This is a genomic window from Salifodinibacter halophilus (assembly GCA_012999515.1).
Lineage (GTDB): Bacteria > Pseudomonadota > Gammaproteobacteria > Nevskiales > Salinisphaeraceae > Salifodinibacter > Salifodinibacter halophilus.
The window spans coordinates 1-234 of the sequence record JABEEB010000773.1 but is presented as its reverse complement, the minus strand read 5'-3'; the positions used below and the strand labels follow the sequence as shown (position 1 = coordinate 234).

The 234-nt window shown below is 62.0% G+C and carries 1 protein-coding gene; it reads left to right on the top strand.

Annotation, left to right across the window (positions count from 1 at the left end; genetic code table 11):
• The coding region (locus tag HKX41_13680) for a CopG family ribbon-helix-helix protein (GenBank protein ID NNC25183.1) at positions 1 to 234 on the top strand (234 nt) is incomplete at both ends.

The following is a 234-nucleotide window of genomic DNA, read 5'->3' as shown; positions in this document are numbered from 1 at the left end:
GTCGTCACCGTCCTCTTCGACTACGAGACGACGAACGTCGAGGAGAAGATGATGCACCTGCGCCACGAGAACGAGTCGATCGTCGCCGCGAACTTCCATAGCCACGTCGGCGACCACCACTGCATGGAGCTGTTCATCCTCGAGGGCCGACTGGACACCATCTCGACGTTCGTCGGGAAGATCCGCGCGACGAAGGACACGCTCACCGTCGACTACTCCGTCACGCCCGTCGAC